The organism is Rhodococcus sp. Q (assembly GCF_005503035.1).
GTDB lineage: Bacteria > Actinomycetota > Actinomycetes > Mycobacteriales > Mycobacteriaceae > Rhodococcus_G.
In genome coordinates this window covers 47,158-64,238 of record NZ_SCOY01000008.1, presented here as the reverse complement: position 1 = coordinate 64,238, position 17,081 = coordinate 47,158, and the positions used below count along the sequence as shown (strand labels likewise).

The 17,081-nt window shown below is 69.3% G+C and carries 18 protein-coding genes; 11 read left to right on the top strand and 7 right to left on the bottom strand.

Annotated elements, in window-relative coordinates:
* Positions 1-111 precede the first annotated feature (111 nt).
* Positions 112-600, top strand: a complete 489-nt coding sequence (locus FFS72_RS10950; protein WP_137874072.1) for an FBP domain-containing protein — start codon at positions 112-114, stop codon at positions 598-600.
* 55 nt (positions 601-655) lie between these two features.
* Here FFS72_RS10950 and FFS72_RS10945 read toward each other — a convergent pair whose 3' ends face one another.
* Positions 656-1,219 (bottom strand): NADPH-dependent FMN reductase, encoded by a 564-nt coding sequence (locus tag FFS72_RS10945; protein ID WP_137873970.1) that lies wholly within the window; start codon positions 1,217-1,219, stop codon positions 656-658.
* Between the two features lie 115 nt (positions 1,220-1,334).
* Between FFS72_RS10945 and FFS72_RS10940 the strand changes: the two genes are divergently transcribed.
* Both FFS72_RS10940 and FFS72_RS10935 read left to right on the top strand, forming a co-directional pair.
* Positions 1,335-1,913 carry a TetR/AcrR family transcriptional regulator gene (locus tag FFS72_RS10940; RefSeq protein ID WP_137874071.1) on the top strand — a complete coding sequence of 193 codons (579 nt, stop codon included), beginning with the start codon at positions 1,335-1,337 and terminating at the stop codon, positions 1,911-1,913.
* A 37-nt stretch (positions 1,914-1,950) separates the two neighbouring features.
* Complete coding sequence (locus tag FFS72_RS10935) at positions 1,951-2,736, top strand: META domain-containing protein (RefSeq protein WP_137873969.1); 786 nt, start codon at positions 1,951-1,953, stop codon at positions 2,734-2,736.
* A 9-nt stretch (positions 2,737-2,745) separates the two neighbouring features.
* Here the strand turns inward: FFS72_RS10935 and FFS72_RS10930 are convergent, their stop codons facing one another.
* Entirely contained in the window at positions 2,746-3,300 is a 555-nt protein-coding gene (locus FFS72_RS10930) for a nucleosidase (protein WP_137873968.1), read from the bottom strand.
* Between the two features lie 52 nt (positions 3,301-3,352).
* Here FFS72_RS10930 and nadE point away from each other — a divergent pair, with 52 nt between their 5' ends.
* Both nadE and FFS72_RS10920 read left to right on the top strand, forming a co-directional pair.
* Entirely contained in the window at positions 3,353-4,192 is an 840-nt protein-coding gene (gene nadE, locus FFS72_RS10925) for an NAD(+) synthase (protein ID WP_137873967.1), read from the top strand.
* Between the two features lie 3 nt (positions 4,193-4,195).
* Positions 4,196-4,969 (top strand): SDR family oxidoreductase, encoded by a 774-nt coding sequence (locus FFS72_RS10920; protein ID WP_137873966.1) that lies wholly within the window; start codon positions 4,196-4,198, stop codon positions 4,967-4,969.
* Here FFS72_RS10920 and FFS72_RS10915 read toward each other — a convergent pair whose 3' ends face one another.
* Entirely contained in the window at positions 4,970-5,239 is a 270-nt protein-coding gene (locus tag FFS72_RS10915; protein ID WP_137873965.1) for a ubiquitin family protein, read from the bottom strand. It abuts the gene before it with no gap.
* Positions 5,232-6,299: a GTP 3',8-cyclase MoaA gene (gene moaA, locus FFS72_RS10910; protein ID WP_137873964.1), complete on the bottom strand. Its 1,068-nt coding sequence runs from the start codon at positions 6,297-6,299 to the stop codon at positions 5,232-5,234. The genes FFS72_RS10915 and moaA overlap by 8 nt, the downstream gene beginning before the upstream one ends.
* A 132-nt stretch (positions 6,300-6,431) precedes the next feature.
* Between moaA and FFS72_RS10905 the strand changes: the two genes are divergently transcribed.
* From FFS72_RS10905 to FFS72_RS10890, 4 genes are all read left to right on the top strand, one after another.
* Complete coding sequence (locus FFS72_RS10905) at positions 6,432-7,616, top strand: molybdopterin molybdotransferase MoeA (protein ID WP_137873963.1); 1,185 nt, start codon at positions 6,432-6,434, stop codon at positions 7,614-7,616.
* A complete protein-coding gene (gene moaCB, locus FFS72_RS10900; protein WP_137873962.1) occupies positions 7,613-8,602 on the top strand; it encodes a bifunctional molybdenum cofactor biosynthesis protein MoaC/MoaB in 990 nt (329 codons plus the stop codon). The genes FFS72_RS10905 and moaCB overlap by 4 nt, the downstream gene beginning before the upstream one ends.
* Positions 8,595-9,008: a molybdenum cofactor biosynthesis protein MoaE gene (locus tag FFS72_RS10895; RefSeq protein WP_137873961.1), complete on the top strand. Its 414-nt coding sequence runs from the start codon at positions 8,595-8,597 to the stop codon at positions 9,006-9,008. The genes moaCB and FFS72_RS10895 overlap by 8 nt, the downstream gene beginning before the upstream one ends.
* 449 nt (positions 9,009-9,457) lie before the next feature.
* A complete protein-coding gene (locus FFS72_RS10890; RefSeq protein WP_137873960.1) occupies positions 9,458-11,035 on the top strand; it encodes a DEAD/DEAH box helicase in 1,578 nt (525 codons plus the stop codon).
* A gap of 78 nt (positions 11,036-11,113) precedes the next feature.
* Here FFS72_RS10890 and FFS72_RS10885 read toward each other — a convergent pair whose 3' ends face one another.
* Positions 11,114-12,151, bottom strand: coding sequence for a CobW family GTP-binding protein (locus FFS72_RS10885; protein ID WP_349303990.1), 1,038 nt, complete (start codon positions 12,149-12,151; stop codon positions 11,114-11,116).
* A gap of 302 nt (positions 12,152-12,453) precedes the next feature.
* Between FFS72_RS10885 and FFS72_RS10880 the strand changes: the two genes are divergently transcribed.
* Positions 12,454-13,149, top strand: a complete 696-nt coding sequence (locus tag FFS72_RS10880) for a hypothetical protein (RefSeq protein WP_137873958.1) — start codon at positions 12,454-12,456, stop codon at positions 13,147-13,149.
* A 69-nt stretch (positions 13,150-13,218) separates the two neighbouring features.
* Here the strand turns inward: FFS72_RS10880 and FFS72_RS10875 are convergent, their stop codons facing one another.
* Both FFS72_RS10875 and FFS72_RS10870 read right to left on the bottom strand, forming a co-directional pair.
* Positions 13,219-14,334: an N-acetylmuramoyl-L-alanine amidase gene (locus FFS72_RS10875; protein WP_137873957.1), complete on the bottom strand. Its 1,116-nt coding sequence runs from the start codon at positions 14,332-14,334 to the stop codon at positions 13,219-13,221.
* Positions 14,335-14,531: 197 nt separating this feature from the next.
* Positions 14,532-15,581, bottom strand: coding sequence for a type III polyketide synthase (locus FFS72_RS10870; RefSeq protein WP_137873956.1), 1,050 nt, complete (start codon positions 15,579-15,581; stop codon positions 14,532-14,534).
* Positions 15,582-15,759: 178 nt separating this feature from the next.
* Here FFS72_RS10870 and FFS72_RS10865 point away from each other — a divergent pair, with 178 nt between their 5' ends.
* Complete coding sequence (locus FFS72_RS10865; protein ID WP_137873955.1) at positions 15,760-17,046, top strand: glycosyltransferase; 1,287 nt, start codon at positions 15,760-15,762, stop codon at positions 17,044-17,046.
* The last annotated feature ends 35 nt before the right edge of the window (positions 17,047-17,081 follow it).

Below are 17,081 nucleotides of genomic sequence, written 5' to 3'. Positions count from 1 at the left end.
CGCCGGGTCCCCTGAGCGACGACGCCACGGTAAACCCGTTGCCCGGCCGACCACGATCGCCGTACCGTCGGACGTGGTAGCCGTTTCCCAGCCGAAGGAGCCACTGCAGTGATGGTGCCCGTCACCGAGGCCGACATCCGGGCGTCGTTCGTCAACTGTTCGAAGGGCGACGCCAAGCGACTGTCGATTCCGCGGGATCTGGGCGATCGCCCCTGGGAAGATCTCGACTTCCTCGGCTGGGGCGACCCGACACTGCGTGGACGCTGCTACATCGTCGTGCCGCTCGGTGACGAGCTCGCAGGCGTCGCGTTCCGCTACGAGATCGGCGGAACCGGCAAGGCCCAGATGTGCGCGATCTGCAAGACCACCCACACCGGTGGCGGGGTCTCCCTGATGACCGCGCAGAAGGCGGGCGAGTCCGGTCGGCGCGGCAACACGATCGGCATCTACATGTGCACGGACCTGGCGTGCTCTCTGTACGCACGCAACAAGCGGCGCCCCACCGCGGGCAATCGCTACCGCGAGACCCTGAGCATCGAGGAGAGGGTGGAGCGGGTCCGCGAGAACATCACGTCGTTCGTCACGGGACTGTCCAACTGACACGCAGGCCCGGGTGGTGCACAGTGCACCACCCGGGCCCGGGCACGCCTGAGGATCAGGCGTTGACGAGCTCGCCGACCGCGGCGACGAGACCGGCGACGACGGCACCGACCTGGGCCGCGACCTCGGCGTTCTCCTTCGGGTGCTTGTCACCGAACTTGTCGATGGTGCCGCCGATGGAGATGGAGACGTCCTCGAGGACCTCGCCGCCCGCGATCCGCACGGCCTTGCGGGTGTCCTCGTGGGCCCACTTGGCGGCGTTGCCGGACGGGGACGCGCTGACGACGGCGACCGGCTTGGACTTGATCGCACCGGCGCCGTAAGGACGCGAGATCCAGTCGATGGCGTTCTTGAGGACGGCGGGAATGGTGCCGTTGTACTCGGGGGTGACGAGCAGCAGCGCGTCGGCCTCACCTGCGGCGGCGCGCAGCGCGGCGACGGCAGGGGCGACATCGCCGTTGTCGGTGTCTTCGTTGTAGAAGGGGACGTCACCGAGGCCTTCGTAGATCACGACCTCGGCGCCCTCGGGGGCGCCGTGAACGGCCGTCTCGGCGAGCTGACGGTTGACGGAGGCGGCACGCAGGCTGCCAACGAGAACGAGAACACGGGTCTGAGACATTGGATGATCCTTCGGGAGTACGTGCCGTTGTCGAACTACACAGACCCTAACCGGACCGCAGTCCACTTTGTTCCGCGACGGGTACCATCGCCCTGTGCACCCCACCCCCGTCCCGATGGCCGACGACCTCGGAGCCGAGCGCTGCGACGCCGCCCGCAACCGGGCGTTGTTGCTGGATGCAGCGGCACTCCTCGTCTCCGAACGAGGGGTCGACGCGGTGACGATGGACGCCGTCGCGGCGCGCGCAGGTGTGGGCAAGGGCACAGTCTTCCGACGTTTCGGCAGCCGATCCGGGCTGATGCACGCGCTGCTCGACCACACCGAGCAGGAACTCCAGCAGGCCTTTCTGCACGGGCCGCCTCCGCTCGGACCCGGCGCCGATCCGATCGACCGACTCGTCGCCTACGGCCGCGCACGGCTGGAGATGGTCGAGGTGCAGGGTGACGTCCTGCGTGCCGTGGAGACGTCGCCCGAACTGCGATTCGGCGGACCTGCCCGTCAGGTCAGCCTCGTGCACGTCCTCACCCTGCTGCGCGAGGCCGGAACGTCGGGCGATCTCCCCCTCCTCGCACAGAGTCTCCTCGCCCCCCTCGAGGCGTCACTCGTGCTGCACCAGGTGCGCGACCTCCACATGCCGATCCGCCGGATCGCCGACAACTGGGAAGAACTCGTACGGCGAATCACGTCGAGGTGAACCGCGCGGGCCCCGACGATCACTACGATCTGCGGTCATGCGCATCCTCCGCTCCGCCGCCCTCGCGATCCTGGCGGTCGCTGCCCTCGCCGGCTGCTCGAATTCCGAATCGGCCACACCCGAATCGCCCCAGTCGGACCTGCTCGGCCGGACCTTCGTCTCCACCACCGTCGAGGGCACCCCGATCCCCGGCGGCGGTCCACTGACCGTCGAGTTCTCAGAGCCCGATCGCATCGCGGCCACCGCCGGCTGCAACCGCGCAGTGGGGACCGCCGACTTCTCGAACGGCGTCATCGTCACCGGCCCCCTCGCCACCACGATGATGGCGTGCATGGGCGACAACGCGGATTCGGATCAGTGGCTCGCGTCCTTCTTCGCCGCACAGCCCTCCTGGTCGCTGGACGGCAACACCCTGACCCTGCGGACGGACGAGACGACCGTGACACTCCTCGACCGCAAGATCGCGCAACCGGATCGGCCACTGACCGGCACCACGTGGGTGGTCGACACGACGATCACGCCGGACGCCGTCACGTCCTCACTCGCGATCGACAACGCCGCGGCGACACTCCAGATCGCCGACGACGGCACTCTCTCCGGCTCGACCGGATGCAACTCCTTCACGGGCAAGGCCGAGGTGTCCGGCGAGACGATCACCTTCGGCCCGCTCGCGACGACGAGGCGCGCATGCCCCCCGGATGCCGTCGAGGTGGAGCAGGCGGTCCTGGCCACCCTCACCGGAACCGCGACCGCGACAGTCGAATCCGACCGGCTCCAGCTGATGAACACCAACGGGAGCGGCCTGGGACTGCATGCGCAGTAGGCCCGGACCTCAGTAGTTCGCGTCGAGCCACGCCGCGAGTTGGCGGGCGCTGGCGTCGACCTGCGCCGGCCAGTCCATCGCGGACTCGTCCGCGTTGTCGCTGACGTGCTTGACCAGCCGACACACGGCACCCATCCGAGCGCAGGCGGCCGCGACGGCGAAGCCCTCCATGTCGACCAGGTCGGCGCGGCGGGCCAGTTCGTCGCGCTGCGCCGGGTCGGTCACGAACACGTCGCCGGTCGCGAGCACCGATCCGTCCCCGTCGGGTAGCGCGATCTCTTCCACTGCTGGATAACCCAGGGATCGCAGTACCTCGGCACTGAGGTCGTGGTTGACGACCCGCGACGGCACGTACAGTCCGGAATGGTGATCGTGCAGCGCGCCCGCGGTGCCGACGTTGACGACGACGGGCCGCGCCCCGACCGGATACCCGGCGAGCGCCTCGGTGACGGCGATCGCGGCGTCGACCTTGCCGATGCCGGTGTGGAGCACACCGAACCGGGCCGGAACGTGGGCGGCTTCGACGGCGGTGGCGGAGACGACGAGTACGGGCACAGAAGTCACGGGCCGACTCTAGCCTTCGCACGTCGACGGGCATCTCGCTAGAGTCACGCGCATGTCCACACTGCGTGCACGAATCCTCGAGGAACTCGGCGCCAAGCCGACCATCGACCCGGCGGACGAGGTGCGTGCGCGCGTCGACTTCCTCAAGGCGTACCTGCGTTCCACCCCGGCGAAGGGTTTCGTCCTCGGGATCAGCGGCGGACAGGACAGCACCCTGGCGGGACGGCTGTGCCAGCTCGCCGCCGAGGAATTGCGCGGCGACGGCCACGAGGTCGAGTTCGTCGCGGTCCGGTTGCCATACGGGGTGCAGGCCGACGAACACGACGCGCAGGTGTCGCTGAAGTTCATCGCGCCGGACCGCTCGGTCACCGTCAACGTCAAGCCGAGCGCCGACGCCGCCGCCGCCGAGAGTGCTGCCGGGCTCGCCGAGATCCTGGGCCACGACGGCGAGCTGCGAGACTTCGTCCGCGGCAACGTGAAGGCACGCGAACGCATGGTGGTCCAGTACGCGATCGCCGGCCAGCTCGGACTCCTCGTCGTCGGCACCGACCACGCCGCCGAGGCGATCACCGGGTTCTTCACGAAGTTCGGCGACGGCGGCGTCGACGTCACGCCGCTCACCGGGCTGTCGAAGCGGCAGGGTGCCGCCCTCCTGCAGCACCTCGGCGCGCCGGAGAGCACCTGGCGCAAGGTGCCGACCGCCGACCTCGAGGACGGCCGCCCCGCGCTCCCCGACGAGGAGGCTCTCGGCCTGCGCTACACCGAGATCGACGACTACCTCGAGGGCCGCGAGGTCACCGCCGCCGTCGCCGAGAAGCTCGAAGCGACCTTCCTGGCCACGCGGCACAAGCGCGCGGTGCCGGTGACCCCGTTGGACGACTGGTGGCGGTGACCCATGACCACCGTTCTCGTCGTCGGCGGCACCGGCACGGCAGGGTCGGCCGCGGCCGCTGAACTGGCTTCCCGCGGCGCGGCGGTACGCGTCCTGAGCAGGCACGCCCCGGCCACGCTGCCATCGGGTGCGGTGCACTACCCCGGCGACCTGCTGACCGGCGCCGGCCTCGCGGAGGCGCTCGCGGGGGTGGACGTGGTCGTCAGCGCCGCCAACGGCCAGACCAAGGCCACCCGCCCGGTGTTCACCGACGGTGCCCGCACCCTGACCGCCGCCGCCCGCGACGCCAGGGTGCGACGCCTGGTGTTGCTGTCCATCGTCGGCGTCGACCGGGTGAAGTTCGCCTACTACGGGGCCCTGGTCGAGCAGGAACGGATCTTCACGACGTCCGGTGTCGACACCGCGATCGTGCGCTGCACCCAGTTCCATTCCCTCGTGCGGTCCGTGTTCGCGGGCGCGGCCCGCATCGGGATTCTGCCCGCTGTGCGCGGCGCCCGGTTCCAGTCGATCGCGCCGGTCGACGTGGGCCGGGCGCTGGCGGACACGGCGCTGGCGGAGTCCCCCGCCGACCGGATCGAGATCGGTGGGCCGGAACTGCTGTCGATGCGCGACCTCGCGTACACCTGGAAGCGCGTCACCGGCTCGAGGGCCGTGGTGGTCGGACTGCCCGTCCCCGGCGAACCCGGCCGGTTCCTGCGCGAGGGACGTAATCTGACGCCCGAAAACCGATTCGTCACAGTCACTTTCGCGGAGTGGCTGACCGAGAACCGGAACTGATCACCCGCCCGCGAACGGCGGCAGCACGTCCACCTGAGGCAGGGCCACCTCATCGAGGTTCCGGGTCAGTTCGTCGCCCTGGAGGAAGGCCGCGACATCGAGCACCCGCTCCATCGCCTGTCCGTGCCGTTCCACCAGCGCCGCACGGAGCTGCCCCAGACTGGCGCCGACGGCGATCGTCCACTGCTCCTCGCCGCACCCCGCGGCGTCCGCGGCGGCCGCGAAGTAGCGCACCGTCACCACCGTCGTCGCGTCCCGTACCTCAACCACCGATCGCTCCCATGCTGCGTTGCGGCGGGGCGAACCCGTCCGCGTCGATTCCGTGTCCGGCCCACTTGGTCCACATCGCACCGCGCCACAGGGCCGCGATGTCCTCGTCGGGGGCGCCCGCCCGCAGCGCTCCCCGAAGGTCGATCTCGCTGTCGCTGAACAGGCACGACCGGACCGTTCCCTCGGCGGTGAGCCGAGTCCGGTCGCAGTCGTCGCAGAAGTTGCGGGTCACGGAGGCGATGATCCCGACGGTCGCCGGGCCGCCGTCGACGAGCCACTCCTCGGCGGGCGCGGACGGATCCTCCCGACCCGCTTCGGTGAGCGCGAAGCGCTCACCGAGGACGTCGAGCAGGCGCTGTGCGTCCACCATCGTGGACCGGTCCCACGCTTGGTCGGCGTCGAGCGGCATCTCCTCGATGAACCGCAGGCGCGCACCCTCGTCGAGGCACCACTGCAGCAGATCGGCTGCACCGGTGAGGGTTTCGGGCATCAGGACCGCGTTGACCTTGAGTGGCGTCAGTCCGGCGCGGGCGGCGGCCCGGATCCCGGCGAGCACCGAGGGCAACCGGTCCCGCAGCGTCAGTTCCGCGAAGTGGTTCCGGTCGACGGTGTCGAGGGAGATGTTGACGCGGGTGAGACCGGCGTCGACGAGGCGCTGTGCACGATGTTCGAGGCCGACGGCGTTGGTCGTCATCGACAGCGGCGTCCCCGGGACCGCCCGGGCGCAGCCGCCGATGATGTCTTCGAGGTCGCGGCGCATCAGCGGCTCGCCCCCGGTGAACCGCACCTCGCGGACCCCCAGGTCGCGCACCGCGATCGTGACCAGTCGGACGATCTCGTCCGTGGTCAGCAGCCGGGACTGCGGAATCACGGGCAATCCCTCGGCGGGCATGCAGTAGGTGCAGCGAAGCGAGCACTTCTCGGTGATGGAGACGCGCAGGTCGCGGGCCACGCGACCGAACCGGTCCACCAGGTCCGGGGTGTCGGGACGATCCGAGGTGTCGACGTGGCTGCGAACGGTGGGCAGGCCGATCGACACCGGTCGAACCGTCGCCGTCATCGGATCACCACCTCCCACATGTGACCAGTATGCCGAGTCCGTGTAACGCGGAGGTTATCCACCGCGCGGGTCGCGGTGTCGGGCCCTGGCCGTCGGCCGCCTAGGATGGGTCACCACGCCACCGGGAGGGCCATGACCAGCAGATCCGTCGACGAGCACGCCGAGATCGTCCGGCAGTTGCTCGCCCGCGCGCTGGCACCGGTGGGTGAAGGGGTTCTGGTGCCCGACGCGCTCGGACGGGTTCTCGCCGCCGACGTCCACGCACCGATCGACCTCCCCGTCTTCCGGAACTCACAGATGGACGGCTACGCGGTCGCCTCCGCCTCGCTGCGCGAGGTCCCGGTGTCGCTGCCCGTCACGGCGATCGTCGCGGCAGGAGACGCCGGACCGGACCGGCTCGAGGCGGGCACGGCGATCAAGATCATGACGGGCGCGCCCGTGCCCCTCGGCGCGGACTGCGTGGTCCCGGTCGAGGACACCGACGCCGGGAACGACCGGGTGCACATCCGGGTGGCGCGCAGGCCGGGCGAGTTCGTCCGCGACCGCGGCAGCGACGTCACCTCGGGCACCCTCCTGCTTGCAGCGGGCGCCGAACTGACGGCCAGGCATCTCGCGATGCTCGCGGCGGTCGGCCTGGCCGAGGTGCCGGTGCTGCGCCGACCCCGATTCGCGGTGATCGCGACGGGCGCCGAACTGATGCCGGCGGGAACCGCACTGGCGCCGGGCCAGATCTTCGAGTCGAACTCCGTCGCGCTGGCGGCGAGCGTGCGCGCCAACGGCGGTGATGCCGTTCTCGTCGACCACAGCACGGACGTGCCGGACCGTTTCCGCGAACTGCTCCACCGGGCGGTCGAGGGCGCCGACGTCGTGATCACCTCCGGCGGAGTGTCGATGGGCGACTTCGAGGTGGTCCGTGAGGTGTTGACTCCGCTCGGCGGCTGGTTCGGCCACGTGGCGATGCAGCCGGGCGGACCGCAGGGCCTGACCACGGTGCAGGGTGTGCCGGTGCTGAGCTTCCCCGGGAATCCGGTGAGCACGCTGATCTCGTTCGAGGTGTTCGCGCGCGCCGAACTGCGCCGCTGCGCCGGACTCCCCCCGCAGCCTGCCGACTACGCGCCACTCACCGCCCCCGTCGAATCCCCCTCGGGTAAGCGGCAGTTCCTCCGCGGCAGGCGGGTGGCCGGCGGTGTGACACTCGAGTCGGGACCGGGCTCGCACCTGGTGGCGGCGCTCGCCCGGGCCGACGTACTTCTCGACATTCCGGAGGACGTGACGACGATGCAGGCAGGAGACGACGTGCGGGTGTGGGAGCTGTGAGCGGAGATCTGACTCATCTCGACGACGAGGGCCGGGCGCGGATGGTCGACGTGAGCGCCAAGGCCAGCACCACACGCATCGCGGTTGCGGCGGGTGAACTGCAGACCACACGGGAGGTGATCGCACTGGTCCGGGCGGACGACATGCCCAAGGCCGACGTGCTCGCCACCGCGCGGATCGCGGGCATCGCGGGCGCGAAGCGCACCTCGGAGCTGATCCCGCTGTGCCACCAGCTCGCCCTGTCCTCGGTGAAGGTGGAGTTCGGGTTCACGGAGTCCACCATCACCATCGAGGCCCGGGCCAAGACGACCGGCCAGACCGGCGTGGAGATGGAAGCACTCACCGCGGTCGCCGTTGCCGGGCTGACACTGCACGACATGGTCAAGGCCGTCGACCCCGCCGCGGTTCTCAACGGGGTCCGACTGCTGACGAAGTCCGGCGGCAAGCGCGGAAACTGGGTTCGCGACGACGAGACGCCCAGCGCGACAGTGGAGTACACCGATACATCCGGACGTTCGGCGGCGGTGTTGGTGGCGTCGACGGGCGGTGCCGCCGGAACCCGAGAGGACACCACCGGCCCGGCCCTGACCGGCTGGCTGGAGGGACTCGGGTTCACCGTTCGCGGACCACTCGTCTACGCGGACGCGGACATCGACGCCGGGCTCGCCGACGCACTGCGCGGTGGACCGGCGCTGGTGATCACCACCGGCGGTACCGGAGCCTCGCCGACGGACCGCACCCCGGAGGCGACCGCGGCCGTCCTCGACCGCGAACTCCCCGGACTCGCGGAAGCCATGCGCCGCAAGGGAACCGAAAAGATCGCCCACGCATCGCTCAGCCGAGGCCTCGCCGGCCTGGTCGGGGGCACTGTCGTCGTCAACCTCCCCGGGTCTCCCGGCGGCGTGCGCGACGGAATGGCAGTACTGGAGCCGATTCTCGATCACCTGCTCGCGCAGGTCGCGGGTGGAGGAATGCACGATGAGTGAACTGCTGGCAGCGATCTCCGGCCAACCGCTCGATCCCGCTGCGGTCGACGCCGCCGTCGCCGGACCGGAGCACGGCGCCGTGGTCCTGTTCTCGGGCGTGGTGCGCAATCACGACGAAGGACAGTCCGTCACCGCGCTCGAGTACTCGGCGCACCCCGACGCGGAGAAGTTCCTGCGCCGTTGCTGCGAGCAGGTTTCCGAGGAGTCCGGGCTCCCGGTCGCCGCGGTACACCGGGTGGGAGCGTTGACGATCGGCGATCTGGCACTGGTCGCCGCCGTCGCCGCTCCGCACCGTGCGGAGGCGTTCGCGGCGTGTTCCCTGCTCGTCGAGCGGATCAAGGCCGAGGTGCCGATCTGGAAGCGTCAGCACTTCACCGGCGGCGTCACGGAGTGGGTGGGCCTGTGACCCGTCGACGTCCGGAGCTCCGGTCACCGCGACGAATGCGGTTGCACATCAAAACAATTCTCACGTAGCCACGCGGCGAGGAGCCGCGGACCTCGCCGATAGCCGTCGATGCGGGCCGCTCCGACCGCTACGTCACCCGGCGTCCCGCTTCCCGTCGACGCCGGATTCACCGGCAGGCAGGACACGTGGCGAGCCGGCACTCCCTCCCGGAGTGTGACCCAGGCAACGGCAGGCACCCTCGTCTGTCGGCTATGCTGGTTTCACTCGGCGTGAGCTTCACGACGCCAGCCGTCGTGGATCGGTTTTCACGTGCCAGGCACGAACTCTTCTTACGGCGATCGATATTGCCCGCCGGCAATCTCGCCACCCTTGTGCCTATGCCGCATACGGACCTTGTCGGTCCTGTGCTGCCCGGCGCAACCCGATGCCTGAAAGGCACTCGTACACACATGACAGCGACTTTCGCCGAACTCGGCGTGCCCGCTCCCCTCGTGACAGCACTTTCCGGCGCTGGAATCACCGCGCCGTTCCCCATCCAGGTCGACACCCTCCCCGACACCCTCGCGGGCCGAGATGTCCTCGGCCGCGGCAAGACCGGCAGCGGCAAGACCCTCGCCTTCTCGATTCCGATGGCCGCCCGCCTCGCCGGTTCGACCGCCTCCAAGCGTCGTGCGAGCCAGCCCCGCGGACTGGTGCTGGCCCCGACCCGCGAACTCGCGACCCAGATCACCGCGACGCTCGAACCCCTCGCCGCCGCCGCTGGACTGCGCGTGACCACGATCTTCGGTGGCGTCTCCCAGCACCGGCAGGTCAAGGCGCTCGAATCGGGCGTCGACATCGTGGTGGCCTGCCCCGGGCGACTCGAAGACCTGATGAAGCAGCGCCTCGTCTTCCTCGACGCCGTCGAGATCACCGTCCTCGACGAGGCGGACCACATGGCCGACCTCGGCTTCCTGCCCGGTGTGACCCGCATCCTCAAGTCCACGCCGACCGGGGGTCAGCGACTGCTGTTCTCGGCGACCCTGGACAACGGAGTCGACGTCCTCGTCAAGAAGTTCCTCCACAACGAGGTGCTGCACTCGGTGGACGAGGCGAACTCGCCCGTCGCCGCGATGACGCATCACGTCTTCGACGTCTCGGGCGCCTCCGACAAGAAGGACCTCGTGCACAAGCTGGCGTCCGGTACCGGTCGCCGAATCCTGTTCATGCGCACCAAGCATCAGGCACGCAAGCTCGCCAAGCAGCTCACCGAGGCCGGCATCCCGTCGGTCGACCTGCACGGCAACCTGTCGCAGAACGCCCGCGACCGCAACCTCGCCGCCTTCTCCTCCGGTGAGGCCCGCGTGCTCGTCGCCACCGATGTCGCCGCCCGCGGAGTCCACGTCGACGACGTGGAACTGGTCGTGCACGTCGACCCGCCCGCCGAACACAAGGCGTACCTGCACCGTTCGGGCCGCACCGCCCGCGCGGGCAGCGCCGGTGACGTGGTCACCGTCGTCCTCCCCGAGCAGCGCAAGGATCTCGCGTTGCTGATGCGCAAGGCCAAGATCACGGTCACGCCGCAGCAGGTCACCGCGAACTCCGCTGCCGTCACCGACCTGGTCGGCGAGATCGCGCCGCACGTGGTCCACGTTCCCCAGCCTGCGGCTCAGCCGTCGGGTCAGGGTGGCGGGCGCCGTGGCGGAGGACAGCGCGGCAACGGCGGCGAAGGTCGCGGACCGCGCCGGCAGCAGGAATCGCGGGGCTCCGAGTCCGAGAGGCGCAGCGGCACAGGCGGTTCCTCGACCCGTTCCTCCGGGGGCAGGGGTCGCGGCAACGGCGGCGCAGCCCGGAGCGGCGGCGAGCGCACCGGTTCCGGCGGCGAGCGTAACGGCCGGAACGCGTCGGCCGGCGGCGGCCGATCCAGCGGCGGAAACGGACGCGGACGCTCCGCCAGCCCCGTCACCGTCTACAGCAGCGAGACTCCCGGAGCGGAGTCCTCGCGGGGCGGCGACAACCGGCAGCGCCGACGCGCGACGCGTCCCTGAACCACCCGTACATCGAACGGGCCCGCACGCGATTCGCGTGCGGGCTCGTTCGGGTTCGTCTCCGGGGCGGAGGCTCTCTCATGCCTCGACGACGTAGCGGTGGACGGCGGTCATCGACTCGGCCCCCTGATCCGCGGCCGGGTCGGCGACGCAGCGCGCAAGGGAGTCCTCGATCTCATCGGTGTCGATCCCGGCCCCGATGAGTACGAGTTCGGTGTGCCTGCGCGCTCCCCTGCCCCAGGGGGCCAGGTCGAACCGAATGTGCCTGCCGACGGTCTGCACGAGGTATCGCTCCGTGTGGCCGTCGATGCCGAAGTACACGAATCCCTTGACCCGATACAGCCCTGCGGGCGGTTCCTCGAGGAATCGGACGAGTGCCCGCGGGTCCATCGGCGACGCCGCGGTGAACGTGACGCTGCGGTACCCGTCGTGCAGGTGCGAGTGCCCGTCACCGGCGTGATGCCGATGCTCCTGCTCGAGGAGGAGTTCGTCGAGCCGGAGCTGTCGCGGTGCATCGTCGGCGCGGGCAACCTCGTCGAACAGCAGCCGCGGATCGATCCTGCCGTGGCTGGTCGTGAGCACGGGCGCACGCTCGGCCAATTCCTCCACCCGACCCCGGACGGTCTCGGCGTCGTCGGCGGACAGCAGGTCGGACTTGTTGAGTACCACCAGATCCGCCATGCGGACATGCAGATCCAGTTCGGGGTGACGCCCGCGGCTGTCCTCGAACTCGGCGCCGTCGACCAGGACCACCAATCCGCCGTAGCCGACGCGAGGGTTCTCGCTGCCGAGGATCATGCGCACCAGTGTCCGCGGTTCGGCGAGGCCACTCGCCTCGACGACGATGACGTCGATGTCCGCGCGAGTGAGACGGTCGAGCATCGCGTCCATCTCCCCGACGTCGACGGCGCAGCAGAGGCAGCCGTTGCTCAGCGACACGGTGGAGTCGACCTGACCCGCGACGAGCATCGAGTCGATGCCGACGGACCCGAAGTCGTTGACGATCACGCCGATCCGGACACCGTGGTCGCCACGAAGGAGATGGTTCAGCAGACTCGTCTTGCCGGATCCGAGGAACCCGGCGATCAACACCACCGGGGTCAAACGCCGCGCCACCCGCACCTCCATGCTCGATCCGATTCCATCGTAGTGTCGATCCGGAACCACCCCGTGTCGGCTTCTGATGTGAGTGCTCCGCCGGAAATGCGCGGAGAATTCATCTGCTGGACACGCCTGAGAAATGCCGACGAAATAGTTCACTTTTTGTGTCCCACATCACGTTTCGGCCGAATTTGCGGACGCGTCACACAGGCATACCTAAATGTTGCGCCTACCTGCGTATCTCGATCTAATAACGGCGCGTTACCTGCCTTCCGCGGCTGGCGCACCCTGGCCCTCACCTCGTGAAAGAGAATCCCATGAAGCGAACTGCAGCTGTGGTCGGCGCACTCGGACTGACCCTCGGCCTCGGTGCCGGTGCCGCCACCGCGAACGCACAGGTCGTGCCCGCGCCTGCTGCCGTCGAGGCCACTCCCGAGGTTCTGCCGGGCCAGGTGGGCACCGGATCCATGGTGATCGACACGATCGAGCGGGCCGCCAACGAGGAGGACGCCGCGGGCGCCATCATGACCGCCACCGGCGAGATGACGGTCGAGGGTCTGCGCGAGTGCGGTCTCGGCATGCTGATCGGTACCACCACCGAGGAGTTCACCCCCCGGAACGTGGGCACGTTCCTCACCGTCGCGGGCAAGCGCCTCGTCGCGATCGCGCAGGGCCCCGCCGCCGTCGTCTCCGTCGTCGCGGGCGGCTGCGTCGAGCGCGCGCTCCTCAACGCCTACGACGTGCCGGCGGGCTCGGCCAAGATCAGCGGCTCGGTCGCGTCGCTGGCGCTCGGCGGCCTGCTCGGCACGGGCCTGCTCGCCACCGCGTCCAGCGACACCGGCCTGCTCGACGCCGCGTCGTCCGGCACCGGTTCGGACACCGCATCCGCCGACACCGCATCCTCCGACACGGCCTCCTCCGACACCGGCTCGGCGGGACTGTTCGACAGCGGCTCGCTCGAGGCCAGCGCTCCGATCTCCGACTCGCTCCTCGCAGGCTCGGCCGGAGCCTGATCGCTCCCACTCCGCCACACACGAGGGCCGGACACCGTCACGGTGTCCGGCCCTCGTTGCGTCGAGTGGTCAGCCGAGGAGTTCGAGCAGTGTGTCGAGGAGATCGGCGAACACTCCGAGATTCTCGGCGTTCGCGAGCTCCTGCACGCCGTCGAGATCGAATGCGGCCAGCAGGGTTTGGAGCGCGGCGAGCCCCTGGCTCAGCGCCGTCGCGGGCGACGCGTTCTGGGCCGTAGAGGGAGACGCGTCCTTGGTCGTCCCCGGCGACGCGTTCTGGGCCGTCGCGGGCGACGTGTCGTCGGTTGCGGGGTCGTCGGTCTCGGCGGGTGCCGGGGTGACCGTCGGGGTCGTGGTGGTGGGCGTCGACGTGGTGGCCGCGGGGACCCCGGCCCCCGTTGCGCCCATCAGGTAGTCGACGGCTCCGACGATGATCGCGACGGCATGCTTGAGCCTGCCGTCCTGGCTTTCGAGGAGCGCCGCGTCATCGGGATTGGATCCGTTACCCATTTCGACGAAGGCGAGCGGGACGGTGGTCAGTGCGGGACCGGCGATGTCGGATCGAGGCTGGATGCCGTCGACGACTCCGGCGTAGTTGGCGGGGGTGAATCCGCCGTCGCGATACGCGTCCCGGATCGCCTCGGTCGCGGCTTTGCCCTCACCGGACTGGACGGCGTCGACGGTGGCATCGGGGACGGGAAGCGTCGGGACGATCAGGTGGAATCCGTGCGCGGTCGTTCCCTGAGCAGCTGCGGTGGAGTCGGCGTGGATGCTGACGGCGAGGTCGGCGCCGGACGCGTTGGCGGCGCGGGCCCGCTCGTCGACGCAGCCACCCCACCCGCTGTCGTCCTGACGGCTGAGTTCGACGCTCGCCCCGAGCTTCTCCAACCCGGCCTTCACCAGTTGGGCAACGTCCCAGGTGATGGTGTGCTCAGGGACGCCGCCGAGGGTGGTCATTCCGGTGGTCTGGCAGTCCTTGGTACCGCCGCGACCGTCGTCGACCTGACGGGACAGGTCCTCGTTGTGACCGGTGCCCTGGTGCCCCGGATCGAGGAACACGGTCTTACCCGCGAGGGGCGTGACGGGCTCCGTCTCGGGGTCGGCCGATGCGACGGCGGTGGGCAGCAGGGCCAGTGTGGCTACGGCGACCGTGGTCAGGGTCCTGGTCAACGGCGTGCGTGTTCTCATCGGCGATGGGTGCGGCCGGTCGTTCCGGCGTTGCACCTCTCTCCTTTCCTGGCACGGGTGAGGCGGACTTGCACATCAGCCCCTCTAGTCACATTCGGTGGCCAGTGAAACACTCGCACCACCCGCACCGCGAGGTGTCGACCATCGATGACCCCGAACCGTTGGCGTTCCGTGACCTTCAGCTCTGCCGCAGCCGGTCAGATATGGAAGAGCATCGTCTCCGCGGTCAGACCCGGACCGAACGCCATGGCGCAGCCGGACCCGGTGGGTCCGCCCTCCTCTGCCCGCTTCATGATCTCCGCCAGCACGAACAGGATCGTCGCCGACGACATGTTGCCGTAGTTGTCGAGGACGTGCCTCGACGCGGAGAGATCGTCGGGCCCCAGACCGATGCCGTCCTCGACGGCATCGAGAATGGATCGCCCGCCCGGGTGGACCGCCCAGAGGTCGATGTCGTCCTTGGACCCGCCCGCAAGAATCTCCTTGAGATTGCGTTCGTCGAGCGCACGACCAAGCGTGCCGGGCACCTTCCCGGACAGCACCATGTCGAACCCGATGTCGCCGATCCGCCAGGTGATCAGCTCCGGGGTCTCGGGCACCATGACCGCCTTGAACGAGTCGATCGCGATTCCCTTCTCCTCACCGGACACGAGAACGGCGGCGCAGCCGTCGCCGAAGACGAGGAACGAGAGCATCGTCTCGAGCGACTCGGACCGCTGCAGGTGCAGCGAGCACAGTTCGAGGCTCACGACGAGCACTTTCGCGTTCGGTTCGGACCGAACGATGTGGTGGGCCAGCTTGAGACCGTTGATGCCCGCGAAGCAGCCCATGAACCCGATCTGGGTGCGTTCGACCGACGGACTGACACCGCACCGCTTGATGATCTCGAAATCGATACCCGGAGAGTAGAACCCGGTGCAGGTGATGACGATGAGGTGGGTGATCTCCGCCGCGGCGTCACCGAGCTCGAGTCCGTCGACGGCGCGCACCGCGAGATCCGGTGCACTGCGCTCGAACTCGATCATCCGGGTCTCGGTGTCCACCGAGTTCGGATCGTCGCCGTAGAAGTCGGACGGAGATGCGATACCTGCGTATCGGTGCGAGATCTGCGACCGGTCGGCCATCCGCCGGAACAGCAACTGCTTGCGTCGTTCGGTGAACGATGCGTCCGCGAACGCGACGAACGCCTCGTGGACGTCATGCTCGGGAACGACGGTATTGATGCGATTGATGTATGCAGTAGTCACAGACAGGTCTCCGAAAGGTGTTGAAAGAAGAGGCAATAGCGGCCATGTCAGGAATGACAGCTGCGTCGTTGAACGCTTGAGTACAGGAAGTTAGCTGACCCTAAACCGCCGCGCAAGAGGTACGTTGAGCGCCGGTCGCCCCCGCATCGTCCGGCGATCAGCTCGCGAAAGGATTTCCGTGGCCCCGATTCTCCTGTGTTCCGCGCCCCTCACCGGGCACGTCGCACCGATGCTTGCCATCGGCAGCCGCCTGGTCGAGGACGGCGCCGACGTCGCGATCCTGACGGGGACCCGGTTCGAGGACCGCGCGCGGCGAGCAGGTCTGCGGTTCCACGCACTGCCTCCTACCTGCGACTACGACGAAACGGCGCTGGGCGAACGGTTCCCGGGACGCGAGCGCAGGCCCGCCTTCCTGCGGTCACTGTTCGACGCCGAGCAGATGTTCGCGAACCTGCTCGCGGACCAGTACCGCGCCGTCGCCGCGGCCGTCGAGGCCGAAGGCGCGGACACGGTGATCGCCGAGAATCTGTTCATGGGCGCGATTCCCTACGCCGGAAGGAAACCGGACGGTCGACCAAAGTTGTTCGCCGTCTGCGTTTCTCCGCTGATGGCGACGAGCGCGGACACCGCCCCGTTCGGTCCGGGCCTGCCCCCGTCGACCGGACCACTCGGTCGTGTTCGCAATCGCGCCCTCAACACTGGTGCTCGTTCGGTGGTCATGCGCCGTGCGCAGGCGATCGCCGCACGCCAGACACGAACGGTGATCGGCGAGGATCCGGCGTGCTTTCTCCTGGACTGGCCGTTGCACGCCGACGACGTGTTCGTGCTGACCACACCGGGTTTCGAGTACCCACGAACGGACCTCGGCGACCGGCTCAGCTTCGTCGGGCCGATCCTTCCGGCCGCACCGCGGGACTGGGAGACGCCGCACTGGTGGGACCGCCTCCAGACCGATCGTCCCGTCGTCCTGGTCACACAGGGCACCCTCGACAACCACGACCTCGGCACCCTCGCCGAACCGACCGTCGACGCCCTCGCGGGCACGGACGCACTCGTCGTCGTGGCGACCGGCGGCCGGCCTGTCGACGCGGTGCGACGAACCGCCCCGAATGTCGTGGTGACCGAGTTCGTTCCGTTCTCGCTGCTGCTCCCACACGTGGACGTCCTGGTCACGAACGGTGGCTGGGGTGGAGTGCATTTCGCCCTGTCCCACGGGGTTCCAATGGTGGTCGCCGGTAGCACCGAGGACAAGGCCGAGATCGGCGCACGGGTCGCACGGTCCGGCGCCGGCATCAGGATTCGAAGCGGATCACCCTCCCCCACCACTATCCGTCGGGCCGTCACCAAGGCCCTCGGGGACGACCGGTACCGGGCGCGAGCACGCGCACTCGCCGACGACCTCGCAGGCCACGACGCCACGGCATCGATCTCCCGCCGGGTACTCGAGGTTGCCGCGTCAACGTAGCACCCCACCGCGGTCGCGATCTGGGTTATGTTGCC

What these genes read in the sequence shown, in the direction of transcription:
- FFS72_RS10950 (WP_137874072.1), top strand. Translation starts at nt 112, where the DNA reads ATGGTGCCCGTCACCGAGGCCGACATCCGGGCGTCGTTCGTCAACTGT.
- FFS72_RS10945 (WP_137873970.1), bottom strand. Translation starts at nt 1,219, where the DNA reads ATGTCTCAGACCCGTGTTCTCGTTCTCGTTGGCAGCCTGCGTGCCGCC.
- FFS72_RS10940 (WP_137874071.1), top strand. Translation starts at nt 1,335, where the DNA reads ATGGCCGACGACCTCGGAGCCGAGCGCTGCGACGCCGCCCGCAACCGG.
- FFS72_RS10935 (WP_137873969.1), top strand. Translation starts at nt 1,951, where the DNA reads ATGCGCATCCTCCGCTCCGCCGCCCTCGCGATCCTGGCGGTCGCTGCC.
- nadE (WP_137873967.1), top strand. Translation starts at nt 3,353, where the DNA reads ATGTCCACACTGCGTGCACGAATCCTCGAGGAACTCGGCGCCAAGCCG.
- FFS72_RS10920 (WP_137873966.1), top strand. Translation starts at nt 4,196, where the DNA reads ATGACCACCGTTCTCGTCGTCGGCGGCACCGGCACGGCAGGGTCGGCC.
- moaA (WP_137873964.1), bottom strand. Translation starts at nt 6,299, where the DNA reads ATGACGGCGACGGTTCGACCGGTGTCGATCGGCCTGCCCACCGTTCGC.
- FFS72_RS10905 (WP_137873963.1), top strand. Translation starts at nt 6,432, where the DNA reads ATGACCAGCAGATCCGTCGACGAGCACGCCGAGATCGTCCGGCAGTTG.
- FFS72_RS10895 (WP_137873961.1), top strand. Translation starts at nt 8,595, where the DNA reads ATGAGTGAACTGCTGGCAGCGATCTCCGGCCAACCGCTCGATCCCGCT.
- FFS72_RS10890 (WP_137873960.1), top strand. Translation starts at nt 9,458, where the DNA reads ATGACAGCGACTTTCGCCGAACTCGGCGTGCCCGCTCCCCTCGTGACA.
- FFS72_RS10880 (WP_137873958.1), top strand. Translation starts at nt 12,454, where the DNA reads ATGAAGCGAACTGCAGCTGTGGTCGGCGCACTCGGACTGACCCTCGGC.
- FFS72_RS10875 (WP_137873957.1), bottom strand. Translation starts at nt 14,334, where the DNA reads ATGAGAACACGCACGCCGTTGACCAGGACCCTGACCACGGTCGCCGTA.